This is a genomic window from Amycolatopsis bullii, assembly GCF_014654205.1.
Taxonomy (GTDB): domain Bacteria; phylum Actinomycetota; class Actinomycetes; order Mycobacteriales; family Pseudonocardiaceae; genus Amycolatopsis; species Amycolatopsis plumensis.
On the sequence record NZ_BNAW01000078.1, the window covers coordinates 1 to 24,891 of the forward strand.

The window sequence follows — 24,891 nt, forward strand, 5'->3', positions numbered from 1 at the left end:
GTCTTGATCCACGACGGCTTCTTCTCGATCGGCGTCTCACTGTTGCGCACCTCGAGACGCAACAGCTTCCGGCCTTCAGGCGCAGCACTCACACGTCAACCGTACGCCCGTCCGGGCTACGCGGGATCCGGGGTGACGCCGGTCAGCTTCGCGGTCAAGTCCCACAACGCAGCGCCCACCCGTTCGCTGCGCGCGGCGGCCACGGCCGGTACCGCCGCCGGGTAACCGCGCAGGTTGCCGAGGCCGCGGGGGCCGAAGTAGGCGCCGCCTTCGACGCCGTCGGCCGTCGCCGCGTGGAGCTGCGGGAGGGCGCCGATGCGGGTGTTCTGGGCGAACAGGACTTCGCCGAGCCGATGCCCGCCGGCGATCAGCGAGCGCACCACCGGGTTCGAGTACGACCGCGCCATGCCGCTGCCGAGCCCCGTGGCGGTGTAGCCCGGGTGGGCGGCGACGCTGATCACGCCGGAGCCCGCCGCGCGCAGACGGCGGTCCAGTTCGAGTGCGAACACCTGATCGGCGAGCTTGGACTGCCCGTACGCGGCGGCGGGGTTGTAGCGGCGGTGCTCGGCGTTCGGGTCGTCGAAGTGGATGCGGGCGCCGACCGCGGCCAGGCTCGACAGCGTGACGACCCGACGGCGCAGGGCGGGCATGAGCAGCCACGTCAGCGCCGCGTGGCCGAGGTAGTTGGTGCCGAACTGCAGCTCGAACCCGTCGGCCGTGCGGCCGCGGGCGGTGGCCATCACGCCGGCGTTGTTGATCAGCACGTCCAGCGCGTCGCCGGTGCGTTCCCGCACCGACGCGGCGGCCGCGCGCACCGAGGCGAGCTCGCTCAGGTCCAGTGGGACGAGCTCGGGTTCGGCGCCCGCGGCGGCCGCTTTCACGGTCTCGAGGGCCTTCGCGCCGCGTTCGGCGGAGCGGCAGGCGAGGAGCACGCGGGCCCCCTTGCCCGCGAGCACCTGGGACGTGCGCAGGCCGAGCCCGGAGTTCGCTCCGGTGACCAGGACGGTCCGGCCGCTCTGATCGGCGATGTCGGCTTCGGTCCAGCGCTCCGTCATACGTGTACTAAACCCTGTTCACGCACTCGGCGCGAGCAGGCGCCGCAGGTGTCCGATCACCGGACGGCGGCGGGTCGTCTCCGAGCGGTTCGCCCGCAGCAGCGCTTCGAACGCGTGCCCCACCTTGACGATCTCGTCGGCGGGCTCGCGCGGGTCGGCCAGCCCGGCCGTCACGGCGAGCATCCGCAGCTCGCCCTCGTGCATCCGGCGCAGCGACGCGTGCCGCTCGTAGGCGCCGTCGAGGACCGCGCGCAGGTCGGCGTGCTCGTCGACGGCGGCGCGCCAGGCACGCGTGACGGCGTCGACGTGGTCGCCGAGGCCGTCGGCGTCGTCCGGGTCGACGACCTCGGAGCGCAGGCGGCCGCTCAGCGTCCGCGTCCACTGGTACTGCAGGGCGGTGAGGACGTTTTCCTCGGTGCCGAAGTGCTCCTCGGCACCGGGCACCTCCTCGAGCGGCAGCGGCTCACCCGGGTTCCGGGCGGCCAGGCGGACGGTCGCTTCGAGGATTTCCTGACGTCGGTAGAAGTCGGTCCAGCTCATGTGTGGCTCCCCTTCCGTGGCCCGGGTCATACCGCGGGTCTGCGGCATACTCCCGGTACGGACCTGACGCGCCGAACATACCATGAGTATGGAGAGCGGTTCCGGGCGTAAAGTTGTGAAGGTGGCGACAATGAGGTCCAGACGACTCGACTATTCCGAGTCGACCCGGTCCGCGCTGGTCGACAGCGCGGTCGAACTGTTCACCAAACGCGGTTACGCGGGGACCTCGCTCGACGAGATCGCCAAACGCGCCCGGGTGACCAAAGGTGCGCTGTACCACCACTTCAGCGGTAAGCAGGCGTTGTTCGAAGCCGCGTTCGACCAGGTCGAAAGCCTCGTCTACGACCGGCTCGACAAGATCATGACCGGCGAGGGCACGCCGTGGGAGCGGGCGCTCGCCGGGCTCAACGCGTTCTTCCGCGCCTGCCTCGACCCCGCCTACCAGCGGATCGCCATCCACGAGGCACCGGTCGTGATGGGCTGGGAGCGCTGGCGCGAGGCCGAGGAGCGCTGCAGCTTCGGGCTCGTGCGGTCCGGCCTGCAGTCGCTGATCGACGCGGGCGAGGTCGAACCGGTACCGGTGGAGGTCACCGCGCGCCTGCTGTTCGGCGCCCTGTCGAGCGCCGCGACCGAAATCGCCAGTTCGCCCGATCCGAAGAAGGTCCGCGCCGAGATCGAGGACGTGATCGTCCGCATGCTGGTCCGGCTGAGGCGCACGGAACCCGACGTCTCTATAGGCTGACGTCGTGGACTTGAGGATCTTCACCGAGCCCCAGCAAGGGGCCAGCTACGACGACCTGCTGCGCGTCGCCAAGGCGACCGAAGCCGCCGGGTACGACGCCTTCTTCCGCAGCGACCACTACCTGAAGATGGGCTCGGCCGACGGCCTGCCCGGCCCGACCGACGCGTGGATCACCCTCGCCGGCCTGGCCCGGGAGACCAGCCGCGTCCGGCTGGGCACGCTGGTCACCGCGGCGACGTTCCGCCACCCGGGACCGCTGGCCATCTCGGTGGCGCAGGTCGACCGGATGTCCGGCGGCCGCGTCGAGTTCGGTTTCGGGGCCGGCTGGTACGACGCCGAGCACGAGGCGTACGGCCTGACGCTGCCGCCGCTGAAGGAGCGCTTCGACCGCTACGCCGAGCAGCTCGAGATCATCACCGGGCTGTGGAAGACGCCGCTGGGTTCGACGTACTCGTTCGACGGGGCGCACTACAAGCTGTCCGATTCGCCGGCGCTCCCGAAGCCGGCGCAGTCGCCGGCGCCGCCGGTGATCATCGGCGGCGGGGGCAAGAAGCGCACCCCGGCGCTGGCCGCGCGGTTCGCCGACGAGTTCAACCTGCCGTTCACCGACGTCGAGACGGCGGCGGCCCAGTTCGCCCGCGTCGAGGCGGCCGCGGCGGAGATCGGGCGCGACCCGAAGGAGATCCTGCGCTCGGTGGCCCTGGTCGTCGGCGTGGGCCGGTCCGACGCGGAAGTCGCGCAGCGCGCTTCGGTGCTCGGGCGGGAGGTGGACGAGCTGCGGGCCAACGGCCTGGCCGGGTCGCCCGCCGAGGTCGTCGACCGGATCGGGCACTGGCGGGAGAAGACCGGGATCACGCGGGTCTACCTGCAGCTGCTGGACCTGTCGGACCTGGACCAGCTCGACCTGATCGCCGCCGAGGTGGCGCCGCAGCTGGACTGAGCAGCCCCCGTTTTCCACGCTAGTGGAAGGGGCTGACAGTTCCGCGGCTCGAAACGGTGAAGGCCACCTGTTGTCCACAGGTGGCCTTCACCGTTCTCAGTTCTGGAGGGCGAAGGTGACGCCCGCCGCCTTCGGGGCTTCGGGGCGGGGGAGCCAGCGGTCCTCGCTCACCGGGAGCTCGCCTTCGAGGGCCGCCAGGACCGCGTCGCGGGCCAGGGGGAGGACCGCTTCCACCGTCACGTCCCGCTGGAGCTCGTACGACAGCGACGTCACGCCCGCGTCGCGGATGCCGCACGGGACGATCGAGTCGAACGCGGCCAGGTCGGCGTTGCAGTTCAGCTCGAAGCCGTGCATCGTCACGCCGCGCTGGACGCGGATGCCGATCGCCGCGATCTTGCGCTCGATCCCGCGGTCGTCGGCCGGGATCCACACCCCGCTGCGGCCCTCGACCCGGCCGCTGGCCACGCCGAGCTGGTCGCACACGTGGATCAGCGCCTCTTCCAGGCGGCGCACGTAGTGGACCACGTCGATCGGGTCGGCGAGCTTGACGATCGGGTAGCCCACCAGCTGGCCGGGCCCGTGCCAGGTGATCTTGCCGCCGCGGTCGACGTCGATCACCGGGGTGCCGTCCGTGGGGCGGTCGGCCTCCTCCGTGCGCTTGCCCGCCGTGTACACCGACGGGTGCTGGAGCAGGAGCATCGTGTCCGGCGCGGTGCCGTCCGCGCGCGCGGTCAAGAAGCTCCGCTGGAGCTCCCAGGCTTCGGTGTAGTCGATCGTGCCGAGTTCCCGGACGTCGACGGGCTCGGTGCTGGCGCGGCAGGAAGTACGGGAAGAACTCACCCGTCGAGGCTACGCCCGTCACCCGGGGGAAGCAGCCGCAAGGCGCACGCTGAGAGCAGCCCGACACCGGTCACCGCCAGCACTGCGCCGATCGTGTCCGACACCCAGTGCACGCCGAGCACGACCCGGCAGGCGGCGCACACCACGACCGCCACCGCGGCGGCCAGCAGGACGCGCTTCACCAGCCTCGGCCACAGGTACGCGCACAGCAGCACCAGCACGAACCCGACGCTCGCCACCGACGTCACGTGGCCGCTGGGGTAGCTCAGGTCCGGGTAGTCACGGGGGCGTTCCCGCAGGAACAGCGGCTTGGCCACCACGCTCGTCAGCCGGCACAGCAGCAGCACGACGGCGAGCCGCACGCACAACCCGGTGTGCTGCCGCTGCCGCAACGCCAGCGCGAGCAGCGCCACGCCGAGGATCCAGGGGAGCACCGGGCCGAGGACGTCGCTGCCGATCTGCGCCGCCCGTCCGAGCGGCTGCGTGTAGACGCCGTGGAGGGCGTTCGCCACCTGGGAGTCGAGGGTCAGCGGGTGCCGGGCGACGCCGAGCCCGAGCGCCACGAAGGCCGCCACCAGTGCGAAACCGACGACGAGCCAGCGCTTGAGGGGGACCGTCATGCCGCGGCGAGCGCGCTGCCCAGGGTCCGGTGCCGGAACGCGTAACCGGTCCGCTCCAGCACGGCCGGGACGGCCCGCTGCCCGAACAGCGCCATCTCCTCACCGGCCTGGCCGAGCACCGCCTTGAGCGCGATCCCGGGGACCCGCCACGGCGCGGGCCGGTGCAGCGCGCGGCCGACGGCGCGGGTGAACTCGGCGTTGGTCACCGGCTCCGGGCCGGTCAGGTTCACCGGCCCGGACACCTCGTCGTGCGCCAGGACGTGGACGATCGCGCCGACCTCGTCCTCGAGGGCGATCCACGGCATGTACTGGCTTCCGTTCCCGAGCCGCCCGCCCAGGCACAGCGCGAAGAGCGGACGCAGCGTCCCGTACAAGCCGCCTTTCGCCGACAGGACCAGCCCGGTCCGGATCTTCACGACCCGCGCGTCCCCGGCACCCGCCGTCGCGGCTTCCCACACCTCGCACAGCTCGGCGAGGAAGCCCCCGCCGCGCGGCGCGGATTCGTCCACAGTGGACGTACCGGTGTTCCCGTAGTACCCGACGGCGGACGCGTTGACGAGGACCCCGACCCCGTGTTCGGCGACGGCTTCGGCGAGCACCTCGGTGGGCTCGACCCGGCTGTCGGTGAGCTGCTGCTTGCGCATCGCGCTCCACCGGCCGGGGAACAGCCGCTGGCCACCCAGGTTCACCACGGCGTCGACCCCCTCGAAGGCACCGCTCGCAATGGTGCCCGACGGCGGGTCCCAGCGGAATTCGCCGCCTTCGCGCGCTTCCCGCCGCACCAGCCGGCGGACCTCGTGGCCCTCGCGCCCCAGGCGTTCACCCAGCGCCGACCCGATCAAGCCGCTCGCTCCGGCGATCAGTACTCGCATGGTTCGATCGTTGCGCATCCGCTGCGCGCCCGCATGCCCAGGTCCCTCGCGAAAGCCGGAAGGTCGGACAGGATCGCCAGGCCGAGCCTGGCGAGCGGGATGTCGGGGAAACCGGTTCCGGTGTAGAACATCGCGATGGCCGCCTCGTCCGTGGACAGGCCGAACCCGCGGCTGCGCGGCAGGGAACCGCCCTTGTACCGCACGTTGCCGCCGAGGACCCGGCACGCGTGCGCGGCGGCCGGGGGAGTCCGCGGTGGCGAGGTGGCGGTGGAAGGCGAACAGCTCCGCGGCGGTGCCTCGCGCTGGCCGCACCCCAGCCGGCCTGGCTTGTCCACAGGTGTGCGGAGATCGCTGGAGTTGTCCACAGATCGCCGAACGGGGCTTCCGGTGGGGCGTGGGCCGATAGACTGGACTTGGGACGCCCCCCGTGGTGGGTGGGGGCTTGGTTGCCGCCGGTGGGGCCGAAATGGGTGCTCCTCCCAGCCGCTGGCTGCGCTACCTGTTGGCCGAGCCGACCCGCAGGTGGTCCGGGGCCGCGTTGTTGCTCGCGGCGATCATCGCCGTGGCGAGCGCGTCGAGCGAGCGGGACGACCGCTCAGGATCTCGGGCGATGCCGAACTCGTCGCAGTCGATGCTCAGCGACGCCCACGCCCGCAGGCGCCCTAGTCGCGTGAGCCGTTCTCCGCGAAAGGGAAAGGCGTCCCAGTCACCGACCCGGACCGGTTCCGCCGGATCGAGGCCGCCTGCCACCGCCGTCGTGTAGGCGAGCAGGTGGACGACCTTGATCGTCGAGGCCAGGACCCGCGGCACCTCGGCGTGGTGCGACAGGCGGTTGGTGCCGTCGTCCGCGACGATCGAGACGTCGTCGCGGTGCTCCGCGAACCAGGTCAACGCCGCCTCCTCCCCGGATGCGGCGAAGGCCGCCACGGGCATCCCGTGGCGGCCTTCGTCAGCGGTGACTTCAGAGACCGAGTTCGCTCTCGAAGTTGCCCTCTTCCAGGCGCTGCTTGATCGTCGTCAGGAAGCGGCCCGCGTCGGCCCCGTCCACCAGGCGGTGGTCGTAGGTCAGCGGCAGGTACGCCATCGACCGGATCGCGATCGTGTCGTTGCCGTCGGCGTCCGCGATCACCACCGGGCGCTTGACGACCGCGCCGGTGCCGAGGATGCCCGACTGCGGCTGCACGATGATCGGCGTGTCGAACAGCGCGCCGACGCTGCCGATGTTCGTGATCGAGAACGTGCCGCCCGACAGCTCGTCCGGCTTGATCTGGCCCGACCGCGCGCGGCCCGCCAGGTCGGCGATCCGGTGCGCCAGCCCGGCCAGGCTCAGCTCGCCCGCGTCGTGGATCACGACCGAGAGCAGCCCGCGCTCGGTGTCCACCGCGATGCCCAGGTGCACGGCGCCGTGGTAGGTGATCTCCTTCGTGTCCTCGTTGTAGGACGCGTTGACGTTCGGGTGCTGCTTGAGCGCCTCGACCGTGGCCTTCGCGAAGAACGGCAGGAACGTCAGGTTGACGCCCTCGCGCTCCTTGAAGGCCGCCTTCGCCCGCTGGCGCAGCTTGGCGATCTTCGTGACGTCGACCTCCTGGACCTGCGTGAGCTGCGCGGCGATCTGCAGCGACTCGCGGGTCTTGGTGGCCGTGATCTGGCGGATCCGGCTGGCCTTCTGCACGGTGCCGCGCAGCGCGGCGAGCTCCGGCGACACCGCGGCCGCGGGACGCGCGGCGGGCGCCGACGGGGCGGCAGCAGCAGCCGGGGCAGCGGCGGCGGGCGCCGGGGCCTGCTGCTTCTGCTTCTCCTCGGCCGCGGCCAGGACGTCCTGCTTGCGGATCCGGCCGCCGACACCGCTGCCGGTCAGCGTCGACAGGTCGATGCCGTGCTCGGACGCGAGCTTGCGGACCAGCGGCGTGACGTACGGGCCGTCCGCCGAGCCGTCCTTCGCCGCGGCGGCCGGGGCCGACTCGGTGGCCTTCGCCGCGGGCGCGGCCTGCGGCTTCGGTTCCGGCTTGGGCTCGGGCTTCGGTTCCGGCTTCGACTCCTGAACCGGCTCCGGCTTCGGCTCCGGCTTGGGTTCCGGCTTCGGCTCGGGCTTGGGTTCCGGCTTCGGTTCCGGCTTCGACTCGGCCTTCGGCGCCGCGTTCGCGTCGCCGATCACGGCCAGGACGCCGCCGACCTCGACGGTCTCGTCCTCACCCGCGCGGATCTCCAGCACCGTGCCGGCCACCGGCGACGGCACCTCGGTGTCGACCTTGTCGGTGGAGATCTCGAGCAGCGGCTCGTCGACCTCGACCGAGTCGCCGACCGCCTTCAGCCAGCGCGTGACGGTGCCCTCGGTGACGCTCTCGCCCAGCTCGGGCAGCTTCACCTCGGTGCCTTCGCCACCCGCCGCCGGCGCGGTGTCCGGCTTGCTCGGCGCGCTGTCCTCGGAGGCCTGGGCCTGCGGCTCCTCCTCCTGCGCGGGCTCCGGCTCGGACTTCTCCTCCTGCGCCGGGGCGGAGGACCCGGAGGACTCCGGCACGCCGCCGGTGCCGTCGTCGATGACGGCGAGCTCGCCGCCGACCTCGACGGTCTCGTCCTCCTGGGCGCTGATCTTCACGACCGTGCCCGCCACCGGGGAAGGCACCTCGGTGTCGACCTTGTCGGTCGAGATCTCGAGCAACGGCTCGTCGACCTCGACGGTGTCGCCCTCCTGCTTAAGCCACCGGGTGACGGTGCCTTCGGTGACGCTCTCCCCGAGCTCCGGCAATGTGACGGAGTAGGCCATCGTTCGCTGACTCCTCTTCCAAGTTCTGCGTGGTCTGGATTCTGCTGGTGGGACGTCAGCTGTGCACGTGCAGCGGCTTCCCCGCGAGGGCGAGGAACGCTTCACCGAGGGCCTCGGTCTGGGTGGGGTGCGCGTGGATCAGCGGGGCGACGTCCTCGGGGAAGGCCTCCCAGCTGTAGATCAGCTGCGCTTCGCCGATCAGCTCGCCGACGCGGTCGCCGACCATGTGCACCCCGACGACCGGGCCGTCCGGGGCCTTGACCAGCTTGACCCCGCCGGAGGTCTTGAGGATCTGGCTCTTGCCGTTGCCGCCGAGGTCGTAGGTGAACGTCGTGACGTCCGAGCCGTACTTGTCCTTCGCCTGCGACTCGGTCAGCCCGACCGACGCGACCTCCGGGTGCGAGTAGGTGACCCGCGGGATGCCGCTCTCGTCGATCACGCGCGGGTTCTGCCCGGCGATCTCCTCGGCGACGAAGATGCCCTGCTGGAAGCCGCGGTGCGCGAGCTGCAGGCCGGGGACGATGTCGCCGACGGCGTAGACGTTCGGCAGGTTCGTGCGCAGCCGCTCGTCGGTGATGACGAAGCCGCGCTCGATCTTGACGCCGGCCTCCTCGTAACCGTGGCCGGCCGAGTTCGGCCCGCGGCCGACGGCGACCAGCAGCAGGTCGGCCTCGATGGTCTCGCCGGACTCCAGCGAAACGCTCACGCCGTTGTCGTCCTGCTTCGCGCCGGTGAACTTCACGCCGGTCTTGAAGGCGATCTTGCGACGGCGGAAAGCGCGCTCGAGCTGCTTGGACGCGAACTCGTCCTCGTTCGGAACCAGCCGCGGCAGGGCCTCGACGATGGTGACGTCGACGCCGAAGGAGGCCCACACGCTGGCGAACTCGACGCCGATGACGCCGCCGCCGAGCACCACGACCTTCTTGGGGACGTAGTCGAGGGCGAGGGCCTGCTCGCTGGCGATGATGCGGCCGCCGAGCTCCAGGCCGGGCAGCGTGCGCGAGTACGAGCCGGTGGCGAGGATGACGTTCTTGCCGGTGTAGCGGGTGCCGTCCACCTCGACGGTCGTGCCGCCGACGAACGTGCCGGCGCCCTCGACGAGGTTCACCTTGTGCGCCTTGGCCAGGCCCTGCAGGCCCTTGTACAGGCGGGCGACGATGCCGTCCTTGTACTTGTTGACCCCGGCGATGTCGATGCCCTCGAAGGCGGCCTTGACGCCGACCGCTTCGGCGTCACGGGTCTCGTCGGCGACCTCGGCGGCGTGCAGCAGGGCCTTGGTCGGGATGCAGCCCCGGTGGAGGCACGTCCCGCCCAGCTTGTCCTTCTCGATCAGCGTGACGGAAAGGCCCAGCTCGGCCGCGCGGAACGCCGCGGCGTAGCCGCCCGATCCGCCTCCCAGGATCACGAGGTCGGCGGAGGTGTCGGTCACTTCATTAACTCCTCGGCAAGCAGTGGGGTGATGCTCTGTCGTCGCGCCCGCGCCCGGTATAACCGCGCGCGCGACACCGCCATCTTGTCACTACGCCGGACGGGGCTGCGAGCTAGCCGGGTGTGCGACGCCGACCACACGCGGACATCGGGATAATGAGTGGCGTACGTCTCGGGAGGAGAGGTGGTCGAGGTGGGGCTCTTCGACTCGCTGCGCAGGCGGGCCAAGGGTGGGCAACGGACCGGTACGCTGCGGAAAGCCAGCTCCGAGGACACCCGCCACCTCGACGAGTGGGCAGCCACCCGAAGGGGTGTCGAAGCCTTCGTGGAGCCGAAGACCAACGTCACCGAGACCACTGTGGTGTTGATCGCCCACGACGGGGAGTGGACGCGGCGGCGCATCGGCAGCCTGGAGGCCGCGCAGCAGTTCGGCCACCGCCGGTCGATCCCGGTGTACGAGGTCGCGCGGGTGGGTTACCCGAAGCGGATGCGCGAGTACACCGAGCGCAAGAAGCGCGGTCAGGTCTAGAGCTCGATCCGGCCGACCACCTCGCCGTGGTGGGTCTGGCCGGTGGGCCGGAAGCCCAGCTTGAGGTAGAACCGTTCCGGGCCGTCGTCGCCCGGGAGCCACAGCACCGTCGCGACCTTTTCGCCCCGCCGCCGGGCCTCGTCGAGGACGGTTTCGACGGCGAACCGGCCGTAGCCGCGGCCCTGCACGCAGGCGCCGACGTTGAGCCGCCAGATCCCGCAGCGGAAGAAGTCGAACTCGGCCGCCGGGTCGAAGCGGCCCATCACGAAAGCGACGGGTTCGCCGTCGGCGACGATCACCCGCGGCCAGGCGATGTCCGGTTGCGTGTACGCCTCGGCGAGCGAGACCGCAACGGGGGCGACGAACTTCTTCTGGTGCGGCTGGACGGCCAGCTGGCACGTGGCGGCGACGTTGTCCGGGGTGATCTTCTCCACGGTGAGGATGGTCACCGGGTCCAACTTACGTGGCTTGGGCGAGCAGGGTGGCGTGCTGGACCAACGCCGCCCGGAAGGACGCGTGGACGGTGGTGCCCAGGACCGGGTCGACTTCGACCACGTGCCCGGCCGAGAGCAGCAGCACGGCGGGGTCGCTGAGGATCACCACGCCGTTCTCGGTGCGCAGGTCCGCGGTGCCGAGGAGGCGGGGGAAGACCACGTCGGCGGGCAGGCCGTCGCAGGTGCGGAGGAAGCCGCGGTGGTCGGAGGGCAGTTCGACGCCCAGGCGCAGCTCGGCTGAGCGGATCGCCGCCTCCGATGCCGGAGGTGGGAGCGGGGTCCGCCTGCGGAGGAGGGGGTCGGGTCGCGGTTCGGCCGGGGCGGGTGGGAGCGGTTCTGCCGGAGCTGCGCTTGGCGGGAGTTCCCCCACGCCGCGCAGGCGCATGATCTCCGCGATCAGTTCCGGCCAGCTGCCCAGCTCCGGCGGGTACCGCTCGTGCAGCGCCGCGATCAGCGCGCCCGCCCAAACCGGCGCCTCGTCACGCAACCCCAGCGGGTCCGCGCCCGCGACCAGCGCCGGAGCCAGGGCGCGCGTCGCGGCCAGCGCCGCGACGTCCGGGTGCGGTCCGGCGAGCGAAGCCCAGCGCTCCAGGTCACCGTCGGCGAGGGCGGCCCGCACCCGGTCCGGGCGCGACGGCGCCACCTGCCGCACCACCTCGGCGACCGGGCCCGGGGGGAGGACACCCTCCAAATCCGAAACCGGGCGCCGCAACCAGGCCGTGTGCGTGCGCTCCTCCGCATCGAGGTCGAGCGGCGGCAGGCCCTCGGCCCAGTCCGGACGTCCGCCCCGAGCCTCGAAGAGCATCGCCCACGCGCGCGCCCGCACCGGGTCCGCGGCCAAGGCCGTCACCGGGCGTTCGGTCCGGGCCAGCCACTGCGTGACCAGCCGGTCGGCTTCGTCGAGGGCGCCGGAGACCGCCAGCAGCAAGGCCGCGTACCCCACCTGGTCGTCGACGCGCGCCTCGGGCGCCGTCAGGACGTCGCGGACCGCCGCTTCGAGGGAGTCCTGCACCCTGCCGACCCTAGCCGAGGGCCTGCTTCGCGCCCGGGTGCAGCGGCACCGGGTCGGTCTGTGTCGCCAGCTGCTTCGAAATCTCCTTCGCGGCCGGGTGCACCTTCGCCAGCTCCGCCTGCTTGTCGAAGATCAGCTTCGTGATCGCGCACGCGTTGCCCGCCGGGAAGTCCTCGCGGACCAGCAGCAGGTTCGGCACCACGACCGTCGGCACGTCCGCCGGCTGCCCGTAGGCCGCCTTGGGGATCACCGCCTGGTCGTAGACCGGGTTCACCTTCTTCAGCGCCGGGAGCAGCGGCGTGACGTCGAGGAACTTCACCTTGTCCTTCAACGCCGTGGTGATGTCGGTGATCTGCGCGGTCGGCAGCCCGCCGGACCAGACGAGCCCGTCGAGCGTCCCCGCCTTCATGCCGTCCGCCGTCTTGGCCAGGTCGAGCCGCTGGGCCTGGACGTCGGTGTCGGGCTTGAGCCCGGCCGCCTCCAGGAGGCGGTTGGCGATCACCTCGGTGCCCGACTTGGGCGAGCCGGTCGAGATCCGCTTGCCCTTCATGTCCTCGACGCTGTTGATGCCGGCGTCCGTGCGCACCAGCACCTGCGTCGAGTTCGGATAGATCCGGGACAGGGCCTGGATCTTCTGCGGCTTGCCGTCGAAGGACCCCTTGCCGTTGACGGCGTCCGCCGCGGTGTCGGCCAGCGAGAAGGCGACGTCGTAGTTGCCGGCGACGAGCTGCTGGATGTTCTGCACCGACGCGCCGGTTTCCGCGGCCGTCGCCCGCAGCTTCGTGTTGTTGCTGATCAGCTGGGCCAGCCCGCCGCCCAGCACGTAGTACACGCCGCCGCTGTTGCCGGTGGCGATGGTGATGCGGCCTTCGCCCGCTTCGCAGGACTGTGCACCGCTGGGCGCGGCTTGGTCGGTCTGCTGTTTCCCGCCGCAGCCGGTGACGGCCAGAGCGAGCACCGCGGCGGCGGCGACTGCGCGTTTCATGCTGTCCTCCTCTTGATCACGGCATGGGTGAGCAGAGCGGCGGCGCCGCACGCGGCACCGATCGCGATCGGCACCGGCTCCAGGTAGAGCAGGCACAGGGCGGCGGGCACGAACAGCAGCCGCACCGGGAGACTGACCGGACCGAAGAGCCAGCCGCCGGTGACCACCGCCAGCGCGGCGACGGCGAGCGCGGACACCGCCGTCACCCACAGCACGGTGAGCACGTCGGACTCCAGCAGCAGCGCGGCGCCGTTGTCCGTCAGCACGAAGGCGATCGGCACCAGGAACGCCGGGAGCGTGTACTTCCAGCACTGCCACATGGTGCCCAGCACCGAGCCGCCGGTGATCGCCGCCGAAGCGACCGCGGCGAGCGCGGTCGGCGGCGTGACCTCGGACAACACGGCGTAGTAGAAGATGAACATCGCGCGCTCGGCGTCGGCGACGCCCAGCGTCTCCAGGGCCGGGCCGATCACCACCCAGGCGATGATGAAGCTGGCGGTGACCGGCACCGCGAGCCCCAGCACGCCGACGGCGACCGCCGAGAGCAGCACGGTGAGGATGAGGATCACCGTGCCGTTGTCGGTCAGCACGCCGGCCAGTTCCACCAGCGCGTCGGCGAGTTCCAGGCCCAGCCCGGTCTTGGTGATGGTCGAGGTGATCACGCCGGCCGCCGCGCACACCGCGATCACCGGCAACGCGCCCCGGACGCCCGCCGACAGCGCGTCCACCATGTCCCCGGCCCACCCGCGCACGTCGTGGCGCCGGGCGATCAGCGCGAACAGCGCGGCGACGCCGGTGGCGTAGACCACCGCGGCGAACGGCGGGATGTCCAGGGCGAGGAACACGACGATGATCGCCAGCGACAGGAAGTGATAACCGCCGCGCCGCAACAGTTTCCAGGGATCGGCGTGCGGGACGTCGACGGCTTCGGCCTTGAAGCGCCGCGCGTCGGCCTCCATCGCGAACACGATGCCGAGGTAGTAGAGCAGGGTCGGGACGGTCGCCCAGACCAGCACCTTCAGGTACGACGTCTGCAGGTACTCGGCGATGATGAACGCGGCCGCGCCCAGCGTCGGCGGCGAGAGGATGGCCCCGATGCCGGACGCGGCGAGCAGCCCGCCGGCGTTTTCCTTGGGGTAGCGGGCTTTCTCGAGGATCGGCCAGGTGATCGAGCCGAGGCTGACGGCGGTCGCGGTGCCCGAACCCGACACCGTGCCGAGCAGGAAGCCGGACAGCACGGTGGTCCGGCCGGGTGCGGTCCGGGACCTGCGGAACGCGGCGAAGGAGATGTCCACGAAGAACTGCCCGGCTCCGGAGGCGTTGAGCACCGCGCCGTAGAGGGTGAACAGCACGATGTAGCTCGCCGCGACGTCCAGGGGAGTGCCGTAGAACCCGCTGGCGTCGTTGAAGAGCGCGTTGACGATCTGGCTGAAGTCGATGCCCGCGTGGGCGATGCCCCAGTTCTGCGGGAGGAAGCCGCCGTAGTAGGCGTAGGCCAGGAAGAGCAGGCAGACGATCGGCAGCACCAGCCCGGTCGTGCGGCGGGTGGCTTCGAGGATCAGCACCAGCAGCAGCGCGCCGGCCACGATGTCCAGCGGGGACAGGATGCCCTGGCGGTTCAGGAAGTCGTCGTAGCCGACGAGCACCGGGTAGAGGCCGACGGCCAGCGCCAGGACGGCGAGTGCCCAGTCGGTCCAGCCCGGGTCGTCACGGCCGCGCAGCCGCGGGCGGTAGCAGAGGAACACCAGCGGCAGCGTCACGCCGAGGAAGAGGACCAGGTAGAACTGGTTGCCCTTGGCGAACGGGAAGAACACCTGCTTGAGCACCAGGACCGCGACCGCGAGGGCGACGAAGTAGACGACGCGGTCGGGAACGCGGGACAGCTTCCGCGCCGGGCGTTCCTCGTCGTGCTCGGCGGCGATTTCGGCGGGGGAGTCGCGTTCCACCGGCTCGGTCGTCACCCGGTCACCGTACGGTGTCGCGGATCACACCGAAAGCGGCAATTCGATCACCGCCACCCATCACGGTCGTGAGTGGTAAAGCGGGTTAGAACCCGCCTTACCACTCACGACCGGCTGCGGGAGGGGTCAGCCGTTGGCGGCGATGTCCGCGAGGACCGCGGCGATCGAGCGGACCGGGACGCCGGTGCCGCCCTTGCCGGTGTAGCCCCACGGCGAACCGGTGTTGAACGACGGGCCCGCGATGTCGATGTGGACCCAGTCGAGGCCGTCGGCGACGAACTCGCGCAGGAAGATCCCGGCGGCGAGCATGCCGCCCCAGCGGTGGCCGGTCACGTTGGCCAGGTCGGCCAGGCGCGAGTCGAGGTCGGCGCGCAGCTCCTCCGGCAGCGGCATGGCCCAGCCGTTTTCGCCGGTGGCCTGCATGATCGCCGCGACGCGGTCGCGGAAGTCCTCGGAGCCCATCACGCCGGCGGTGCGGTTGCCGAGCGCGACGACCTGGGCGCCGGTCAGCGTGGACGTCTCGATCAGGTAGTCCGGGTTCTCCTCGGCCGCGCGCACCATGGCGTCCACGAGCACGAGCCGGCCTTCGGCGTCGGTGTTGAGCACCTCGACGGTCTTGCCGCCGTACATGGTCAACACGTCACCCGGCCGGTACGACGTCCCGGACGGCAGGTTCTCCGCCAGCGGGATGTGCGCAACGACCTCCAGGGGGTACTTCAGCTTCGCCGCGAGCACCACCGACGCGAGCACGCCGGCCGCGCCGGACATGTCCGAGGTCATGTGGTCCATGTTCGCGGCGGGCTTGAGCGAGATGCCGCCCGAGTCGAACGTGATGCCCTTGCCGACGAGGGCGACCTTCTTGGCGGCCTTGGCCGGCTTGTACGCCAGGCGCAGCAGCCGCGGCGGGCGGGACGAGCCGCCGCCGACGCCGAGGATGCCGCCGAAACCCTTGCGCTTGAGGGCCTTCTCGTCGAGCACCTCGAACTCGAGGCCGTTGTCCTCGGCCAGCTTCTTCGCGCGGTCGGCGAAGGAGGCCGGGTAGAGGTCGTTCGGCGGGGTGTTGATCAGGTCGCGGGCCACGATGACGGCCTCGGCGATGGCGCCGGCCGCCTTCAGGGTCGCCTTGTGCTCGCGGGCGGTGCCCTCGGCCGGGGTCGAGAAGTCCGCCTTCGCCAGCGGGGCGTCGCCCTTCTCCGAGCGGTAGGCGGTGAAGACGTAGGAGCCGAGGACCGTGCCCTCGACGGCGGCCTGCAGGTCGAGCTCGGACAGCGTGACGAAGGCGCGGTCGGTGCCGGCCAGCGCGCGGCCGGCCGCCCCCGCGGCGCGGCGGACCTGCTCGGGGGTGACGGTGTCGCCCGCCTTGCCCAGGCCGACGGCGAGCACGACACCCGCCGGGAGCTTGCCCAGCGTCGGGACCTTGACGACCTCTTCGGCCTTGCCGCTCGCCCCGAGCGTGGCCAGCAGGCCGGCGAGCCTGCCGTCGAAAGCGGCGTCCACGGCGGCGGCACCGGGAGCGAGCACCGGACCGTCCTCGCCGGCCAGGGTGCCGATGACGACCACGTCGGCGCGCGTCTTGGCCAGTGCCTCCCCGGTGTTGTCGGACAGGGCGAGCTTAGGCACGGTCACTTCTGGCTCCTCGCGCGTTCTCGGGTACCGGGCACCGGCCCGGTCGGGATCGTGAGCCATGCTAATGACGACGGAACCGCGGGTGAACACAGGTACGGGAGGGCTGCGTGCGGCTGGGCGGTGGGCTGCTGGTCGCGCTGGCGGCCGGGGCGGCGGGCGCGGGCTGGTGGCTGCTCGCCGGGCTGGTGCTCGCGGCGGTGGCCGCCGGCGTGTCGGCGCGGGTGCCGGAACCGGGGGACACCCTGGTGGAGCGGGTCGTCGTGGCGGTCGCGCGGCTGTCGGAGGTGACCGTCTACGCCATCACGTTCGGTGCCTACGTCTTCCCGGCGCACCGCGCGGCGGCGGCCGCGGCGTTCGTCGTGGTGGTGACCGGCGCGGGGTTCGCCGGGGCGAAGATCCCGACGATCGTCGTGCGGGTTGCGGGGGGTGTGCTGCTCGCCGCGGGGCTCGTGCTGGTCGTCGTGTGCGTGGCCGTGCCGCCGGTGGGAACCGCGGACGGCCTGCGGCCCCCGGACTTCGCGGGTGTGCTCGTCGCCGCGGTGCTCGCGCTGCCGTTCCTGCGGCCGGCCGGACGCGGGAACGCGGGCCTGCGCGTACTGCTGCTCGGCGCGTTCGCCGTCCTGGCCGCCTTCGCCGCGCTCTACCAGCTCGGCGCGGTGCGGCTCGGGCTGTCGCTCACCTCGCTGCGCGACCTGCTGTCCGCCGCCGACGCCGACGCGCTGCAACCGCTGCTCACGGTCGTCGCGGTGGTCGCCACCGTGGTGCCCGCGCTCGCCGCCGGGACCGAGGTCCGGGTGCGGGCGGGGATGCCGGGGCTCGCCGGGCTCGCCGCCGCCGCGGTCGCCGCGTTCTTCCTGCCGGTACTGCCCGTGCTCGTCGTCGCGGGCCTGGCCACCGTGTTCGAGCTGCTACTGGGCGTACGCGCGCGAAGGTACAGTGAAGCGCGTGAGTGATCGACGCTGGCGGCCGGGGGAGACCGTGCTCGAACGGTTCCACCGCCCCGACGGCTCGATCGGCCAGGTTCACCCGCTGCGCGTCCTCGAAGACGACGGCCGTGTCCTGCTGGCCTGGCTGCCGGCGGGCACGCCGATCGTCGGCAGCAGGCTCGCCGACGGCCGCCTGATGCGGGACGCTCCGCTGGACCAGCGGTTCCGCATCCCGCGGGTGCCGGTCCCGGATTCCTGGCACGGCGCGTCGACGCTGCGCCGGATCCCCGAAGACGAGTGGTCTTCGGTCTGGTGGTTCTTCGACCTCGAAGGCCGGTTCAAGAACTGGTACGTCAACCTGGAGATCCCGCTGGGCCGCACGCCGGGCGCGGTGGACCGGATCGACGGCGTGCTCGACGTCGTCGTCGAGCCCGACGGCAGCTGGCGCTGGGACGACGAGGACGAGGCCGAGGCGGCCATCGAGGTCGGCCGCCTGACCCTCGAGCAGTTCGACCGGCTGCGCGCGGAGGGAGAGCGGATCGGCGCGCTGGCCGAACGCGGCGCCTACCCGTTCGACGGGACCGACACCGACTTCCGCCCGGACCCCGGCTGGCCGGCGCCGGAGCTGCCGGCGGAGCTCAGCCCGCGGTCAGGAGAAGGATCAGCGCCAGCACGGCGTTGACGACCGCGAGGATGACGACCGACTTCGTCGGCAGCACCTTCGGGAACGCCTTGCCGTGGATCTTCCGCCACCACACGACGCCGAAGACCCCGCCGACCAGGCCGAGGAAGCCGCCGAAGCCGCTGTCGAGCACGGCCCAGCCGACCATGCCGAGCAGGCCGACGCCGAAGGTCAGCAGCGCCGCGGCGACGAAGGTCTTGATGTCGGCGCCGGTCGTCTTGGGCCGGGGGACCGGCTCAGTGGAGTGGTAGGTCACGGCGTCATCCTAGAGGCGGCACGCCCCGGGCGCGGGAAACCCGGGAACAGATGGACATCCGACTAACGCGCGTCCGAGCAAGCGGTATCGTCTAGCCATGACGACCACGACACAGTTCGCCCATGTCCCGCACCCGAGTCCTGCGAGCGCGGACCGTGTCGCGGAGGTACTCGCCGCCCCCGGGTTCGGGGCGTACTTCACCGACCACATGGTCACCCTCAAGTGGTCCAAGGCCGAAGGCTGGCACGACGCCCAGGTCGGCCCCTACGCCCCCTTCACCCTCGACCCGGCGACGTCGGTGCTGCACTACGGCCAGGCCATCTTCGAGGGCCTCAAGGCCTACCGCCAGCCGGACGGCACGATCGCGTCGTTCCGCCCGGACGCCAACGCCGCGCGGTTCCGCGACTCGGCCGAGCGGCTCGCCATGCCGCAGCTGCCCGAAGAGGTCTTCGTCGAGTCGCTGCGCGAGCTCATCGCCGTCGACGGCCGCTGGGTGCCCACCCGCCAGGGTGACTCGCTGTACCTGCGGCCGTTCATGATCTCGACGTCCACCGGGCTCGGCGTCAACAGCCCGGCCGCCGACTACGTGTACACGGTCATCGCGTCCCCGGCCGGGTCGTACTTCTCCGGCGGCGTGAAGCCGGTGAGCGTCTGGCTGTCCACCGAGTACGTCCGGGCGGCGCCCGGCGGCACCGGCGCGGCCAAGTGCGCCGGCAACTACGCGGCGTCGTTCGTGGCGCAGGCGCAGGCCGTCGAGAAGGGCTGCGACCAGGTGGTCTGGCTCGACGCCGTCGAGCGGCGCTGGGTCGAGGAGATGGGCGGGATGAACCTGTTCTTCGTCTTCGGCTCGGGCGAGAACGCGCGGCTGGTGACGCCCGAGCTGACGGGGTCGCTGCTGCCCGGCGTGACGCGCAAGTCGCTGCTGCAGCTGGCTTCGCGGCTCGGGTACAAGATCGAGGAGCGCCGCATCTCCACCGACGAGTGGGAGAAGGGGGCGGCTTCGGGTGAGCTGACCGAGACGTTCGCCTGCGGCACCGCGGCGGTGATCACCCCGGTCGGACATGCCAAGCACGCGGGCGGGGAGTTCACCATCGCCGACGGGCAGCCCGGTGAGCTGACGATGAAGCTGCGCGAAGAGCTGACCGGGATCCAGGAGGGCACCCGCCCCGACCCGGACCACTGGATGGTCAAGCTCGGCTGAGCGTCTTGAATGACTCATTCCTGGCGTCCGACGCCAGGAATGAGTCATTCACTGCGTCCGGGGCCGCTTCCGTCCGCGTCAGGAAGCGGGGGCGGCGATGAGCGGACCGGAAACCCCGGCCTGCTCGTGCGTGGCCGTCTCGGCGAGGACGCGGGCGGCCATCATCAACAGCGGCAACGCGGTCACCGCGCCGGTGCCTTCGCCGAGCCGGACGTCCAGTTCCAGCAGCGGGCCCAGGTCCAGGTGCTCCAGGGCGAGGGCGTGCGCCGGTTCGGCCGTCCGCTGGCCCGCGACCCACCAGCGGCGCGCGCCCGGGGCGAGGTCCTCGGCGACCAGTGCCGCCGCGCAGGCGACCAGGCCGTCCAGCACCACCGGCGTCCGGCGGACCGCGGCCTGGGCAAGGAACCCGGCCATCGCGGCGATGTCCGCGCCGGCCGTGGTGCGCAGCAGGTCGACCGGGTCGGCGAGCACCGCGCGGGCCCGGCGCAGGGCGTCCCGCACGGCGGTGGCCTTGCGCATCCACGCGTCGTCGTCGATGCCGGAGCCGCGGCCGACGACGGCGACCGGCTCGCTGCCGGTCAGAGCCGCCACCAGCACCGATGCGGGCGTGCTGTTGCCGATCCCGAGGTCGCCGGGGATGAGCAGGTCGGCGCCGCCGTCGACCTCGGCGTCGGCGATCGCGATCCCGGCGCGGATCGCCTTCTTCGCTTCGTCGGCGGTCAGGGCGTCTTCGACGTCGATGGAGCCGGAGCCGCGGCGGACCTTGAACTCGCCGATCGCGCGGGTCGCCGGGGCCTCGGTGTCGACCGCGAGGTCGACCACGCGCACGCTCGCGCCCGCGGCGGCGGCCAGCACGTTGATCGCGGCGCCGCCGGTGAGCATGGTGCCCAGCAGCTGCGCGGTGACCTCGGCCGGATAGGCGGAGACACCCTTCGCGGCGATGCCGTGGTCACCGGCGAAGACGACGACCCGTGGCCGCGTGAACGGCCGTGGCGGCGACTGTCCCTGGCAAGCGGCGATCCAGACGCCCAGCTCTTCGAGCCGCCCGAGCGATCCCGCGGGCTTGACCAGCTTGTCGTGCAGCGCGATCGCGGCGGACCGGGCGTGGTCGTCGGGCGGGGTGATCTCGGGGAACTCGATGTTGTCCGGCTCCACACCAGGCCCTTCGATTCTTTGGGGGGTCCGGGTGGCGAAGCCCCCGGCCCGGGGCGGAGCCCCGGTTTCAACGCTGCCACGGCAACGCTGTGGCCAACTTACCGGGAAGGGCGGGCCGGTAGTCTCGCGGCTCGTGGAGACGACGGCGGCCGCGGTGGTGCTGGCCAGTGGCGCGGGCACCCGCGTCGGCGCGAAGCTGAACAAGGTCTACCTGCCCCTGGCCGGGCGGCGCGTGGTGGCCTGGTCGCTCGACGCCTTCCGCAAGGTTCCCGGCATCGGCGTGCTCGTGCTGGTCATCCGGCCGCAGGACCGGGAACTCGCCGACGAGGTGGCCGGCGTTGGCGTCGAGATCGTGCACGGCGGCGACACCCGCCAGGCGTCCGAGCTGAACGCGCTGCGCCACCTCGCCCCCAGGATCACAGGCGGCCGGGTCGACGCCGTGCTGCTGCACGACGCGGCCCGGCCGCTGGTCCACCCCGAACTGGTCGGTGCGGTGCTGGCCCGGACACGCGAGGACGGGGGGGCTGTGCCGGGCCTGGCCGCGGACGACGTCGTCGAGGTGGATGCCGGGCACCTGGTCGCCCAGGTGCCCGGCGCGATCCGCGTCCAGACGCCTCAGGGCTTCCGGGCCGGACCGCTGCTCGAGGCCTACGAGAAGGCCGAGCGCGAAGGCTTCGTCGGAACGGACACTTCCTCGTGCATGGAGCGGTTCTCCTCCCTGCCGATCCGCTGGGTCCCGGGTGCTCCCGAGAACCTCAAGATCACCTATCCCCACGACCTCGTCGTCGCGGAGCGGCTGCTGGCCCGCTAGGCGCACGCGGGCGGCCCGCCGTCGTCTCCTTCCGTGGGCGTCCCGGTCGGCCGGATGGTCACGTCGTGGCGCAGTTCCGGCGGGATCCGGCAGTCCGGCTGTGGCCGGAGTGCCTGCAGCGGCGCGCCCGGGGTGCCGGGCTCCGCCAGGGTGAGCACCGCCCGCAGCGTCCACACCGGGCTGGCGTGGTACTGCCACGTGACGACCTTCGGGCTGAACACGTCCGTGCCCGGGAAGGTCGGCACGCGGTAGGCGCTGGCCCGGTGCTCGTCGCGGAGGATGATGACGTCCGCGCAGGTCGGCCAGCGGTGCACGGCCGCGTAGACCTCCGGCGCCTCGCGGCCGCCGAACAGGTGCAGCACCCATTTGCGGCGCCGGAGTTCCTCGAGGAGTTCCTCGAGGCCCTGGCCGCTGGAGCCGGCGTGCGGTGTGGTCGGGGACACACTTTCGAGGGTAACTTGCGCACTAGAGCACAGTCCAGTGCGTGTACTAGTACACCTGGGTGGTTCTGAACAGGCCTTTGTGGGACACCCCCCGGCGTGCTAGAACACTTGTGCGTGTTTACCGGCGTGAGGAGCTGCCTTGCCCACCCTCGACCGCCCTGAGCCGCCGTACCTGCAGATCGCGGGCCGGATCCGGGACGACATCCTGTCCGGCCGGCTGCAGGAGGGCGACGCGGTGCCGTCCGCCCGCGAGATCGCGCGCACCTGGGCCGTCGCCATGGCGACGGCCACCAAGGTGCTGGCCACGCTGCGCTCGCAGGGCCTGGTGCGGCCCGTGCGCGGCGTCGGCACGGTCGTCGACCGCGGCGGCCTGCACCGCACGGCCCGCGATCGCGCCGCCGCGTCGGTGCGCACGGGCCGGATCTACCCGCCCGGCCACTACGCGGTGATCCGCTCGGCCGGGCTCGAGCCGGCGTCCGAGCGCGCCGCGGCCGCCCTCGGCCTGGAAGAGGGAGCCCCGGTGATCCGGCGGCGGCGTACCACCTACGGCCCGGACTCGCGGCCGCTGTCGACGTCGACTTCGTGGCTCGACGGCGCGTTGTCGGCGAAGGCGCCGGCGCTGCTGGTGGCGGAGCGGATCGTCGAGGGCACCGCGGCCCACGCGGCCGCCCGGCTCGGCACGAAGATCGCGACGACGCAGGAACGGCACGCCGCGGGGCGCGCGGGCGAGGAGGAGGCGGCCGAGCTCGGGCTGCCCGCCGGGTCGCCGGTGCTGCTGGGCCGGAGCACCTTCCTGGCGGCCGACGGGACGGTCGTCGAGTACGGTGAGTCCGCCGCCTTGCCCGACCACTGGGTTTTCTACGAGTACACGACTGAGGACGGCGAATGAAGCACATCCACGCGGGCAAGGTCCGTGACCTGTACGAACTCGACGGCGGGGACATCCTGCTGGTCGCGTCCGACCGCGTCTCGGTCTACGACGTCTCGCTGCCGACGCCGATCCCGGACAAGGGCAATCTGCTCAACCAGCTCTCCGCCTGGTGGTTCGAGCGGATGGCCGACGTCGTCCCGAACCACGTCGTGTCGACCACCGACGTGCCGGAGCAGTTCGCGGGCCGCTCGATGCGCTGCAAGCCGCTGAAGATGGTCAAGGTCGAGTGCATCGCCCGCGGCTACCTCGCCGGCCTCGGCCTGCGGGAGTACCGGCGCGACGGCAAGATCTCCGGCGTCGCGCTGCCGCCGGGACTGGTCGAGGGCGACAAGCTGCCGGAGCCGATCTTCACGCCGACGACCAAGGAGTCCGACACCGGGCACGACGAGTTCATGACCTTCGACGAGGTCCTGAACGAGATCGGCGAGGACACCGCGAAGCGGCTTCGCGAGCTGACGCTGGAGATCTACACGAAGGGCGCCGAACACGCGGCGGCCCACGGCGTGATCATCGCCGACACGAAGCTGGAGTTCGGCTTCGACGCCGACGGCACGCTGACCCTCGGCGACGAGGTCCTGACCTCGGACTCGTCGCGGTTCTGGCCGGCCGACGAGTGGGAGCCGGGCCGTCCGCAGCACGCGTTCGACAAGCAGTTCGTCCGCGACTGGTCGCGGTCGACGGGCTGGGACCAGACCCCGCCCGGGCCGGAGATCCCCGCGGACATCGTCGAGCAGACGCGGCAGCGCTACACCGAGGTCTACGAGCGGATCACCGGGAAGACCTGGGTCCGTGGGTGAGTACGACCCGTACCGGCTGAGCTCCTGCGCGGCTTCGGCCTGGAGCCCCGGATGGCCCCCGAGGACGCGTTCGGCCTCGGGGTGCCGTTCCAGAGCCGGAGCGACCAGGGTCAGGGGCTCTTGGTGAGGGTGGCGTCGCGCTCGACGACGTCGCCGAGGACGTCGTCGATGGCGGTCAGCAGGTCGGCGTCGAGCTTCTTGCCGGCGGCCTTGACGTTCTCGTGCACCTGTTCCGGCCGCGAAGCCCCGATGATCGCGGAGGCGACGTTCGGGTTCTGCAGCACCCACGCGACGGCCAACTGGGCGAGGCTCAGGCCGGCCTGCTCGGCGAGGGGTTCGAGCCGGGCGACGCGCTCGAGGACGTTTTCGTCGAGGAAGCGGGCGACCATGTCGGCCCCGCCCTTCTCGTCGGTCGCGCGCGAGCCTTCGGGGTAGGCCTGACCGGGCTTGTACTTGCCGGTGAGCACGCCCTGGGCGATCGGCGACCAGACGATCTGGCTGAGGCCTTCGCGCTCCGAGGTGGGGATGACCTGCTCCTCGATGACGCGCCAGAGCATGTTGTACTGCGGCTGGTTCGACACGAGCGGGATGCGCAGCTCGCGGGCGAGGGCGGCGCCGCGGGAGATCTGCTCGGCGGTCCATTCGGAGACGCCGACGTAGAGCACCTTGCCCTGGCGGACGAGGTCGGCGAAGGCGACCATGGTCTCTTCGAGCGGGGTGTGCCGGTCGAACCGGTGCGCCTGGTAGAGGTCGACGTAGTCGGTGCCGAGCCTGGTCAGGGAGGCGTGGGCCGATTCCATAATGTGCTTGCGGGAGAGGCCCTTGTCGTTGGGGCCCTTGGGGCCGGTGGGCCAGAAGACCTTGGTGAAGATCTCGAGGCTTTCCCGCCGCTGGCTCTTCAGGCCGCGCCCGAGCACGGACTCCGCGGCGGTATTGGCATACGCATCAGCCGTATCGAACGTGGTGATGCCGGCGTCGAGGGCGGCCTGGATGCAGGCGCGGGCCTGGTCTTCCTCGACCTGGGAACCGTGGGTGAGCCAGTTCCCGTACGAGATCTCACTGACGTTGAGGCCGCTGCGGCCGAGACGACGAAACTCCATGGCCGCGAGCTTAGGCGGTAATCGTTTGCTTTGCTAACGACCTGGAGTGACTCCAGCCTCACCTGCCGCCTCACCTGACGCCCGGCGATGCCAGGGCGCCTTGGTCGGTGCCCTCCACCCCGATGCCCGATTGTGACGACGGCCGGTGGCGCCGCGTCAAGGCGGGAAAGCGTGCCTTGAC

The 24,891-nt window shown here is 71.8% G+C and carries 27 protein-coding genes; 9 read left to right on the top strand and 18 right to left on the bottom strand.

Going from position 1 to position 24,891, the window contains the following annotated elements:
- Positions 1–116: 116 nt before the first annotated feature.
- Together IE317_RS42290 and IE317_RS42295 are read right to left on the bottom strand one after the other, a co-directional pair.
- Positions 117–1,055 carry an oxidoreductase gene (locus IE317_RS42290; RefSeq protein ID WP_191316982.1) on the bottom strand — a complete coding sequence of 313 codons (939 nt, stop codon included), beginning with the start codon at positions 1,053–1,055 and terminating at the stop codon, positions 117–119.
- Positions 1,056–1,073: 18 nt separating this feature from the next.
- Entirely contained in the window at positions 1,074–1,595 is a 522-nt protein-coding gene (locus tag IE317_RS42295) for a hypothetical protein (protein WP_191316983.1), read from the bottom strand.
- A 130-nt stretch (positions 1,596–1,725) separates the two neighbouring features.
- On the opposite strand from IE317_RS42295, the gene IE317_RS42300 reads away from it, so the two are divergent.
- Positions 1,726–2,337 (top strand): TetR/AcrR family transcriptional regulator, encoded by a 612-nt coding sequence (locus tag IE317_RS42300; RefSeq protein WP_103342363.1) that lies wholly within the window; start codon positions 1,726–1,728, stop codon positions 2,335–2,337.
- A 4-nt stretch (positions 2,338–2,341) separates the two neighbouring features.
- Positions 2,342–3,277, top strand: a complete 936-nt coding sequence (locus IE317_RS42305) for an LLM class F420-dependent oxidoreductase (RefSeq protein WP_191316984.1) — start codon at positions 2,342–2,344, stop codon at positions 3,275–3,277.
- Positions 3,278–3,373: 96 nt separating this feature from the next.
- Here IE317_RS42305 and lipB read toward each other — a convergent pair whose 3' ends face one another.
- From lipB to lpdA, 7 genes are all read right to left on the bottom strand, one after another.
- Positions 3,374–4,117, bottom strand: coding sequence for a lipoyl(octanoyl) transferase LipB (gene lipB, locus IE317_RS42310; RefSeq protein WP_191316985.1), 744 nt, complete (start codon positions 4,115–4,117; stop codon positions 3,374–3,376).
- Positions 4,114–4,737, bottom strand: a complete 624-nt coding sequence (locus tag IE317_RS42315; protein WP_191316986.1) for a phosphatase PAP2 family protein — start codon at positions 4,735–4,737, stop codon at positions 4,114–4,116. Before IE317_RS42315 ends, lipB begins: the two co-directional genes overlap by 4 nt.
- On the bottom strand, positions 4,734–5,609 hold the full coding sequence (locus IE317_RS42320; protein WP_191316987.1) for a TIGR01777 family oxidoreductase: 876 nt from the start codon (positions 5,607–5,609) through the stop codon (positions 4,734–4,736). The genes IE317_RS42315 and IE317_RS42320 overlap by 4 nt, the downstream gene beginning before the upstream one ends.
- Positions 5,597–5,812: a hypothetical protein gene (locus IE317_RS42325; protein WP_191316988.1), complete on the bottom strand. Its 216-nt coding sequence runs from the start codon at positions 5,810–5,812 to the stop codon at positions 5,597–5,599. Before IE317_RS42325 ends, IE317_RS42320 begins: the two co-directional genes overlap by 13 nt.
- A 292-nt stretch (positions 5,813–6,104) precedes the next feature.
- Positions 6,105–6,500, bottom strand: coding sequence for a serine hydrolase (locus IE317_RS42330; protein WP_191316989.1), 396 nt, complete (start codon positions 6,498–6,500; stop codon positions 6,105–6,107).
- Positions 6,501–6,570: 70 nt separating this feature from the next.
- Positions 6,571–8,373, bottom strand: a complete 1,803-nt coding sequence (gene sucB, locus IE317_RS42335; RefSeq protein ID WP_191316990.1) for a 2-oxoglutarate dehydrogenase, E2 component, dihydrolipoamide succinyltransferase — start codon at positions 8,371–8,373, stop codon at positions 6,571–6,573.
- Between the two features lie 55 nt (positions 8,374–8,428).
- A complete protein-coding gene (gene lpdA / locus IE317_RS42340; RefSeq protein WP_191316991.1) occupies positions 8,429–9,802 on the bottom strand; it encodes a dihydrolipoyl dehydrogenase in 1,374 nt (457 codons plus the stop codon).
- Between the two features lie 183 nt (positions 9,803–9,985).
- Here lpdA and IE317_RS42345 point away from each other — a divergent pair, with 183 nt between their 5' ends.
- Positions 9,986–10,330 carry an oxidoreductase gene (locus tag IE317_RS42345; protein WP_191316992.1) on the top strand — a complete coding sequence of 115 codons (345 nt, stop codon included), beginning with the start codon at positions 9,986–9,988 and terminating at the stop codon, positions 10,328–10,330.
- Here IE317_RS42345 and IE317_RS42350 read toward each other — a convergent pair.
- The 5 genes from IE317_RS42350 to IE317_RS42370 all read right to left on the bottom strand — a co-directional run bounded on the left by IE317_RS42350 (position 10,327) and on the right by IE317_RS42370 (position 16,408).
- Positions 10,327–10,779, bottom strand: coding sequence for a GNAT family N-acetyltransferase (locus IE317_RS42350; protein WP_191316993.1), 453 nt, complete (start codon positions 10,777–10,779; stop codon positions 10,327–10,329). The genes IE317_RS42345 and IE317_RS42350 overlap by 4 nt on opposite strands.
- 10 nt (positions 10,780–10,789) lie before the next feature.
- Positions 10,790–11,836, bottom strand: a complete 1,047-nt coding sequence (locus tag IE317_RS42355) for an SMI1/KNR4 family protein (protein ID WP_191316994.1) — start codon at positions 11,834–11,836, stop codon at positions 10,790–10,792.
- A gap of 10 nt (positions 11,837–11,846) precedes the next feature.
- Entirely contained in the window at positions 11,847–12,821 is a 975-nt protein-coding gene (locus IE317_RS42360; protein WP_191316995.1) for a TAXI family TRAP transporter solute-binding subunit, read from the bottom strand.
- Positions 12,818–14,782 (bottom strand): TRAP transporter permease, encoded by a 1,965-nt coding sequence (locus tag IE317_RS42365; RefSeq protein WP_191316996.1) that lies wholly within the window; start codon positions 14,780–14,782, stop codon positions 12,818–12,820. Before IE317_RS42365 ends, IE317_RS42360 begins: the two co-directional genes overlap by 4 nt.
- A 126-nt stretch (positions 14,783–14,908) precedes the next feature.
- Complete coding sequence (locus tag IE317_RS42370; protein ID WP_191316997.1) at positions 14,909–16,408, bottom strand: leucyl aminopeptidase; 1,500 nt, start codon at positions 16,406–16,408, stop codon at positions 14,909–14,911.
- Between the two features lie 107 nt (positions 16,409–16,515).
- On the opposite strand from IE317_RS42370, the gene IE317_RS42375 reads away from it, so the two are divergent.
- Positions 16,516–17,361: a hypothetical protein gene (locus IE317_RS42375; protein WP_191316998.1), complete on the top strand. Its 846-nt coding sequence runs from the start codon at positions 16,516–16,518 to the stop codon at positions 17,359–17,361.
- A complete protein-coding gene (locus tag IE317_RS42380; protein WP_191316999.1) occupies positions 17,354–18,016 on the top strand; it encodes a DUF402 domain-containing protein in 663 nt (220 codons plus the stop codon). The genes IE317_RS42375 and IE317_RS42380 overlap by 8 nt, the downstream gene beginning before the upstream one ends.
- Here the strand turns inward: IE317_RS42380 and IE317_RS42385 are convergent.
- A complete protein-coding gene (locus tag IE317_RS42385; RefSeq protein ID WP_191317000.1) occupies positions 17,973–18,272 on the bottom strand; it encodes a hypothetical protein in 300 nt (99 codons plus the stop codon). The two genes, IE317_RS42380 and IE317_RS42385, sit on opposite strands and share 44 nt — an antisense overlap.
- Before the next feature lie 97 nt (positions 18,273–18,369).
- Between IE317_RS42385 and IE317_RS42390 the strand changes: the two genes are divergently transcribed.
- Entirely contained in the window at positions 18,370–19,473 is a 1,104-nt protein-coding gene (locus tag IE317_RS42390) for a branched-chain amino acid aminotransferase (protein WP_191317001.1), read from the top strand.
- Between the two features lie 78 nt (positions 19,474–19,551).
- On the opposite strand, the gene cobT is transcribed toward IE317_RS42390, so the two are convergent.
- Positions 19,552–20,628: a nicotinate-nucleotide--dimethylbenzimidazole phosphoribosyltransferase gene (gene cobT / locus IE317_RS42395; protein ID WP_191317002.1), complete on the bottom strand. Its 1,077-nt coding sequence runs from the start codon at positions 20,626–20,628 to the stop codon at positions 19,552–19,554.
- Positions 20,629–20,761: 133 nt separating this feature from the next.
- Between cobT and IE317_RS42400 the strand changes: the two genes are divergently transcribed.
- The gene (locus IE317_RS42400) at positions 20,762–21,439 is read left to right on the top strand and encodes an IspD/TarI family cytidylyltransferase (RefSeq protein WP_191317003.1); all 678 of its coding nucleotides are present in this window, start codon (positions 20,762–20,764) and stop codon (positions 21,437–21,439) included.
- On the opposite strand, the gene IE317_RS42405 is transcribed toward IE317_RS42400, so the two are convergent.
- Positions 21,436–21,882 (bottom strand): hypothetical protein, encoded by a 447-nt coding sequence (locus IE317_RS42405; RefSeq protein WP_191317004.1) that lies wholly within the window; start codon positions 21,880–21,882, stop codon positions 21,436–21,438. The genes IE317_RS42400 and IE317_RS42405 overlap by 4 nt on opposite strands.
- A 139-nt stretch (positions 21,883–22,021) precedes the next feature.
- On the opposite strand from IE317_RS42405, the gene IE317_RS42410 reads away from it, so the two are divergent.
- Positions 22,022–22,771 (top strand): GntR family transcriptional regulator, encoded by a 750-nt coding sequence (locus IE317_RS42410; RefSeq protein ID WP_191317005.1) that lies wholly within the window; start codon positions 22,022–22,024, stop codon positions 22,769–22,771.
- Positions 22,768–23,610 carry a phosphoribosylaminoimidazolesuccinocarboxamide synthase gene (locus IE317_RS42415; RefSeq protein WP_191317006.1) on the top strand — a complete coding sequence of 281 codons (843 nt, stop codon included), beginning with the start codon at positions 22,768–22,770 and terminating at the stop codon, positions 23,608–23,610. Before IE317_RS42410 ends, IE317_RS42415 begins: the two co-directional genes overlap by 4 nt.
- Before the next feature lie 110 nt (positions 23,611–23,720).
- Here the strand turns inward: IE317_RS42415 and IE317_RS42420 are convergent, their stop codons facing one another.
- Positions 23,721–24,710: an aldo/keto reductase family protein gene (locus IE317_RS42420; protein ID WP_191317007.1), complete on the bottom strand. Its 990-nt coding sequence runs from the start codon at positions 24,708–24,710 to the stop codon at positions 23,721–23,723.
- Between the last annotated feature and the right edge of the window lie 181 nt (positions 24,711–24,891).